The sequence below is a fragment of the Christiangramia sp. genome, from assembly GCF_029937855.1.
Classification (GTDB): Bacteria; Bacteroidota; Bacteroidia; order Flavobacteriales; family Flavobacteriaceae; genus Christiangramia.
Genome location: NZ_JAPYPC010000012.1, coordinates 85,500 through 92,053 on the forward strand (window position 1 = coordinate 85,500; position 6,554 = coordinate 92,053).

Below are 6,554 nucleotides of genomic sequence, written 5' to 3' on the forward strand. Positions count from 1 at the left end.
TGTGATTTCATTTCAGAATGAAGCCTTTAATTCTTTTCTGGCTATTAATCTAATTGAGCTCCAAAATGCATTTCAACTGCTAAACATGCATATTTAGGGTAGGACAACAAATTTCCTGGTATTTCTCAGGTTTTATTTCAGCCACCCGACCAAAAACTCACCGCGAACTGCGAAAAAGCAGAACCGATCTCTCCCAGGGAAAAGGTGAGGCAGAAACCCCGAAGCAGAGCCGTCGGGAATTTAAGGTTAAAATTGATCCTAATACAATACCCTGAATCTAATGGTTCCCTGAATTCCCTTTAATTCTTTGATCACCTCAGCATCATAGGCCTTATCTATATCTGTAATCACATATCCCACCGTTTCATTTGTTTTAAGGTACTGCCCCACAATGTTAATATCATGTGCGGCTAAGATCTTATTGATATGAGCAATGATCCCCGGTTTATTATGGTGAATATGTATAAGCCTGTGTGCATTTTCTAAAATTGGCAATTGCAGGTTTGGGAAATTCACAGAATTTGTGGTTCCGCCGGTATTGATATAGTTGATGATCTTTCCGGGAACAAAATTCCCAATATTCTCCTGGGCTTCTTCTGTACTTCCTCCAATATGCGGAGTAAGGATTAGGTTTGGCAAACCCCTTAAAGTAGATTGAAACTCATCATTATTTGTTTTTGGCTCCTTCGGAAAAACGTCTACACCAGCGCCTCTAATCCTTCCGGCTTCCATATGCTTTCTTAATGCATCGACATCTACCACCTGCCCCCTGGCGAGATTCAGAAAAATAGATCCTTCCTTCATCCAACTGAATTCCTTATCGCCAATCATATTTTTATTCTCCTTCCTTCCGTCTACATGTAAGGTTACGATGTCTGCCTTTTCAAATAATTCCTGAAGGCTGTGACATTTTGTAGCATTTCCAAGAGCTAGTTTTTCTACCAGATCGTAATAATATACATCAAAGCCAATAGCTTCAGCAACTACCGAAAGTTGTGCGCCTATATTACCGTAACCAACAATTCCAAGTTTTTTACCTCTTATTTCATAGCTTCCTTTGGCAGATTTATTCCATTCCCCCTTGTGCATTTCGGCGATTCGGTCTGGGAGGTTCCGCATTAATAAGATGATTTCACCAATAGCAAGTTCTACCACACTTCTGGTATTACTGAAGGGTGCATTAAAAACAGCCACTCCCTTTTTAAGGCAGGCTTCCAGATCTATTTGATTGGTGCCAATACAAAAAGCGCCCACAGCGATGAGCCTGTTGGCATTCTCCAGCACTTTCGCAGTAAGGTTCGTTTTAGACCTGATTCCCAGTACAGAAACATCCTTAATTTTTTCTGCTAATTCATCTTCATCTAAAGCTCCTGAAATTGTGGAAACATTATAACCTTCATTTTTCATGATGGCCACGGCATCTGCATGTACATTTTCCAGTAATAAAACTTTTATCCTGTTCTTAGGGTAAGAAATTGCTTTGTTCATTTTATGAAGGTATAGGAATTCATCAAGACTGGGAGTAATATGGTCTGCTTTATCTAAAATATCATCACGTTCTATATTTTCAGTAAAAGCATAAAATTTATTGGCCAGGCCAGCGGCTTTTATTTCATAATCATTATAACCATCCCCAATAACATACACATCACCCTTAAGGCCCATTTTTTTCAGAAGTTCTACTTTTCCATTGTTCGAAGAAAGAACATTATCCTGATCAAACCCGGTAATATTTCCGCTTTCATCATAGACAAAAGTATTGGCATAGACATTTTCTTCCTTAACACCCAGTTCTTTTACAATGGGAACAATGATCTCTTTAAATCCGTTTGAAATAATATAAATACTATCCTGGTGTTCCTTGAAGAATTCTTCGTTCCTCACAAAGGAAACAGACACTTTTTTCTTTAGATTTTCCACCAGTTCCGGGATCGCACTTTTATTCGCTTCCAGAATCTCCAGCCTTTTTTCCAATGATTCCCGGAAAGCCAGTTTGCCACCCATAGCCAAATCTGTAAGGTCTTTTAATTCCTGGAGTTTTTCTTCCTTCTTTGCATTACTTGCCAGAGAGATTTCCCCAAGCACATCCAGCGCCTCTACCTGGGTAAAGGTACTATCGAAATCAATCACAAAATGTTTTTGGTTGCTCATATCGCTTTGGAATATTCTAAAAATAAAGAAGTAAAACTAAAGCTTTTTGTTTCATAATAAAAGATTATATGGAGGCTAAAATATTAGAATTATGCATTCATCAATAAAAGCCTTTAAAACTTTTAATTCGGGAATTATAGAGAATTCCAGGGCCTTTTTTTGAATAAAACTCAGAAAGTAAAATAAATTCAATTTTCTACTGAATCTTTCTTAGGAAGTTCAGCTTGCTTTTGGTGGCAAAAAAATGGATATAAATAAGAGGCTGTCTATAAAGTATTTATTTCGTCAAGCTGTCACGAAAGCTTTCGGGACAGGATGACGTTTTCTCAACTTTTTAGACAGCCTCTTGTTGTGGCTAATTCAATGATTAAAAATTAATAATTGAACAAATCTTTTTAAAAACATTTACTTCTTCATCCATACCTCCTTTTTTTTAAATTCATTAAAATATACGTCAAAATATAATCCGGAGTTTTGTGAAAAAGAGCACTATAGGTTAAATCATTAACTTGATTCATGTATTTATTAAATCTTTAAACTTTTATTGAAACCCAAAATTGTTTTTAGCAGAAGCAGTTGGTTACCGGCCAGACTTAGTATATTTATAACATCAATTATCTTCCTATGGAAAAAAAGATCCTGATCCCTACCAACTTCTCCAAGCATTCCTGGAATGCGCTCATCTTTGCGATGAACCTTTATAAAAAATATTCCTGTACTTTCTATTTGATAAATGTCTATCATTCCCAAAGATTTTTAAGCGAGGCTATTCCTTTGTCTAAAAATGAGGACAATCAGCCCAGCGCAAAAGAAGCTTCAGAAAAAGGCTTGGAAAGAATCATGCAGGGGCTTAGTTTTAGAAAAGAAAATTCCAATCATTCCTTTGAAACTATTTCTTTCCAGGGAAGTTTAGTAGACGGTATTCAGGAAAATGCAGATAAGTTTAGAGTAGATCTTATTATGTTAGGTGCTCAGGGTGATTCGGTTCACATAAATAGCTCTGAAGATATTGCAAAAATCGCCGAAGATATTGAACAACGCCCTATCCTGGTGGTGCCAGAGTTATATACCTGGAAAGAGCAGATAAATGCAGAAATCGTATTTCCTACCAATCTTAGAACTCCTTTTAAAGAAAAAGAACTTCTCGCCCTTATTGATTTTTCGAAAAGTATGGAGGCTTCTATTCGCGTCTTATATATCAATAGCGAAAACAGAAAACTCAACGAGGAGCAATTAAAAAATAAGGAAGAACTGGAACAAATTTTTAAAAATGTAAACCACAGTTTCCATACCTTAACCCAAACCACACCTGCTACAGGAGTACATTTATTTATAGAAAGCAGGGATAGCAACTTTCTGGCTTTATACCAGAGAAAGCAAGGCTTTTTCACCCGGTTATTCTCCAAATCGGTGATAAGTGAAATTGCTTTTGATCCTAAACTGCCTGTATTAATATTAAAAGAAACTCCAAATAAATAAAATTGGTTTATTTATAAAGTATACTAAACTGAAAAATAACCTCATTCTGGCAATTTCTTTCAGAAGCTCCTATAATAGTAAATAAAGCCATATAGAGACCCGGAAAGATTCTCCGAAGACCCATAAATTCAGGGTAATAAAAAATTCTTAGGACATAAAACAGATATTCTTTAAAACGCTTAGGTCCGGTTAAAAAACCAGACCGCTTCGCTTTTAGATTTAAGAAGTTACTCCTATAAACAACCTAAGTTTGAAACTGTGTTTTTTGAACCACAATTCAAAAATTGATAAATCCAGGGTATAGATGGTAATAAAAATTTTGAACTAGTAAAATACTGGATCTCAGCTTCGTTCTTTAAAAAATAAAGGCTTGCCTTGTGTATAGTCGGTTTTATAATACTTGTTTATACAGAGAATATTAGTTATCTATTGCAATCGGTTGTATGTGAATTCTTCTTCCTAAATTCATTTGGCGACATCTTGTAAGTCTCCTTGAATATTTTGGAAAAATAGCTTTTACTGGTAATCCCAATCTGATCACTAATTTCAGCTATAGTAAGATTACTCGTGCTCAAAAGCTTTTTGGACATTTCCAGTCTTTTATCTTTTACATGCCCGTTTACCGTAGTTTGATACATTCTTCTAAAACCGTCCTGAAGCTTATTTGAATTTAAGCCCACACGATAAGAAATTTCTTTGATGGTAGGCAAATTAGCAATCTCATTCATAATAATTAAGTTAGCCTCTTCTATCGCCTTTATCTCGTGTTTTTTAAGCAGAACCTTTGCATTTTCCCCGCTTACCTCAATATCAAATTGAGTGACTTCCTGCAGTAGCATTTGTTGAACTATACTTTCCAAAAAGATTTTTCTGAATGCTTCCTTACCTTCAAAATCTTCAATTTGTTGAAATATATCTGCAATCTCGAGGCTATAATAGCCTTTATGATAAAAAGCCTCCTTAGCCAAAACATCCTTAAAAAGATCCTTTAATTGCTCATCCATTTTTTCTATGGAACAGGACATCAGTGAATAATATATTCGGCGGTCTATCTCTAAACTATTGAACATCAAGGTTTCGTCCTTCGAGAATTTTATCACATGACCAAAACTGGATTGGCTGGCAAGTACACAATACTGAAATTTCTCCAAATCCTGTTCTTTTTCCGTTTCTTCAAACTGATGGACTAAGATCCCGTCCAGGGTGTAAATAAATTTCAGGGGATGCACCCTATTCCTAATAAAATTAATTTCCACATCCTCGTTAAAGGTACAGGCATAATTTATAAATCCCAGTCCGTTTCCAAAAGCAACACCCCTTATGTAACCGGAACCGAGACGTTTGGGGATACTTAAGGTAAACTCCTTACAATCCTCTATTATTTCCGCTTCTAACAAATCTGCCAATTCCAGCATTACTTTATCTATGGGAATCGATTTAATATTCAATACTTTCATGTTGGATAGGTTTTAAATGTTGGCGCCTGTAATGGGATGGCGAAATATGATATTTGTTCTTGAATATTTTTGAAAAATAACTTTTGCTGGTCAGGCCTATCTTATACACCACATCAGAAATATAATATGCCGGGTCTTCTAATAATTGCTTAGAAAGTTCCAGGCGGGTATTCAGGATATATTCATTAACCGTTTGGTTAAACATTGCTTTAAAACAATATTGCAATTGGGATGGACTCATAAATACCATTTTGGCAATTTCAGGAACTGTATAATTTTCGGTTAAATTGTCCTTAATAACGTCTATTGCCTGCCAAACAGCATCCATTTGGTTTTTGGTTAAGCCAGAGCTATAGGGTTTCTCCCTGTCTTTTTCCAGTTGCGAAATATAGGCCACCACCAGTTCATTGCATTTTGCCTTTAAATAAAGCATACGTAAACCTGGCTGGTTAGGTACATTTCCAAGTTCTTTATGCAGATCATTTAATTTTAAATTGTAATTACTTAAATGGGTGAAAAAACCTCCTCCATCTGTAAGTTCCTCATAGAGCTGGTAATAAGTATCTGAAAAATTTCCAGGAGATTTCTTATTCGCCCTCCTGAGAAAATTGATCATCGTGAACTCATATTTTCTCCCAGATTTAAATTCCAGGTCTGTTTTACCTGATTGAAAAGACCGTAATACCCCCAATCGTAATTGAGGTATTAAAAGATTAGATTTTACATCCCTGATTTTTAAATCACCCTTGCAACTAAAGAAAAAATGAAATAAGCCAAATGGAAAAATATTAGGTGAAAAATTAAATTTTTTAAAGGCAAACCAGTTGAATTTTAAAAAATTTATCTCATCCTGTAAAACTGCTATTTGAAGTTCACCCTTTACTATTCCTGAATCTATATGAATAATATAAAAGGTTTTTTTAAGGTTGGAACTGCCAAATATTTTAGCTAATTCCTGGTTTAATTCATCTAAATTTGTAACCTGGATATTGATTTCCCTGGCACTCCTAACGTTTTCTTTAACAATTGAATCGTCATTTCTCCCCCCCCATATAATTTTTTTTTTTGGTCCTTACTATGCCAGCATAAGTGGCGATTATATTAATTTTAAAATAAATATTGTTTTTAATTAATTTAACCAAAATAAAGGGGAAGTTTCTATTTTGTCTATTATTAATAGTTATAAAACGACATTATTTTTAATCTATATCTTTTTTTGTTTTCTATTCTGAAAATCCTTTCCCCAGCCTCATAACAGTGATAAAAAAATTACCTGACATAGGAAATTGCAGTTTTTTAGTATACCTCATCAGATGCTGGAACAAGTTACCAATGACATATTCCTGAAATTAGTAATCATAAATTTAAATACATAATTTTAAGAGCCTCCATTTTCCCGGCCTATCGGAAATTTATCGTAAAATTTGAAGTGTCAGCACCGTGAAATTTTAGGCTGTTTGAGCTAAA

4 protein-coding genes are annotated in these 6,554 nt (G+C 35.0%); 1 reads left to right on the plus strand and 3 read right to left on the minus strand.

What is annotated here, in order from left to right; genetic code table 11:
• Positions 1-258: 258 nt before the first annotated feature.
• A complete protein-coding gene (serA, locus tag Q1K34_RS08675) occupies positions 259-2,151 on the minus strand; it encodes a phosphoglycerate dehydrogenase (protein WP_300437294.1) in 1,893 nt (630 codons plus the stop codon).
• 624 nt (positions 2,152-2,775) lie between these two features.
• Between serA and Q1K34_RS08680 the strand changes: the two genes are divergently transcribed.
• Complete coding sequence (locus Q1K34_RS08680; RefSeq protein ID WP_300437297.1) at positions 2,776-3,630, plus strand: universal stress protein; 855 nt, start codon at positions 2,776-2,778, stop codon at positions 3,628-3,630.
• A 422-nt stretch (positions 3,631-4,052) separates the two neighbouring features.
• Here the strand turns inward: Q1K34_RS08680 and Q1K34_RS08685 are convergent, their stop codons facing one another.
• Both Q1K34_RS08685 and Q1K34_RS08690 read right to left on the minus strand, forming a co-directional pair.
• Positions 4,053-5,087: an AraC family transcriptional regulator gene (locus Q1K34_RS08685; protein WP_300437299.1), complete on the minus strand. Its 1,035-nt coding sequence runs from the start codon at positions 5,085-5,087 to the stop codon at positions 4,053-4,055.
• Entirely contained in the window at positions 5,068-5,703 is a 636-nt protein-coding gene (locus Q1K34_RS08690; RefSeq protein WP_300437302.1) for an AraC family transcriptional regulator, read from the minus strand. The genes Q1K34_RS08685 and Q1K34_RS08690 overlap by 20 nt, the downstream gene beginning before the upstream one ends.
• Positions 5,704-6,554 lie beyond the last annotated feature (851 nt).

What these genes read in the sequence shown, in the direction of transcription:
- Q1K34_RS08690 (WP_300437302.1), bottom strand. Translation starts at nt 5,703, where the DNA reads ATGATCAATTTTCTCAGGAGGGCGAATAAGAAATCTCCTGGAAATTTT.
- Q1K34_RS08685 (WP_300437299.1), bottom strand. Translation starts at nt 5,087, where the DNA reads ATGAAAGTATTGAATATTAAATCGATTCCCATAGATAAAGTAATGCTG.
- serA (WP_300437294.1), bottom strand. Translation starts at nt 2,151, where the DNA reads ATGAGCAACCAAAAACATTTTGTGATTGATTTCGATAGTACCTTTACC.
- Q1K34_RS08680 (WP_300437297.1), top strand. Translation starts at nt 2,776, where the DNA reads ATGGAAAAAAAGATCCTGATCCCTACCAACTTCTCCAAGCATTCCTGG.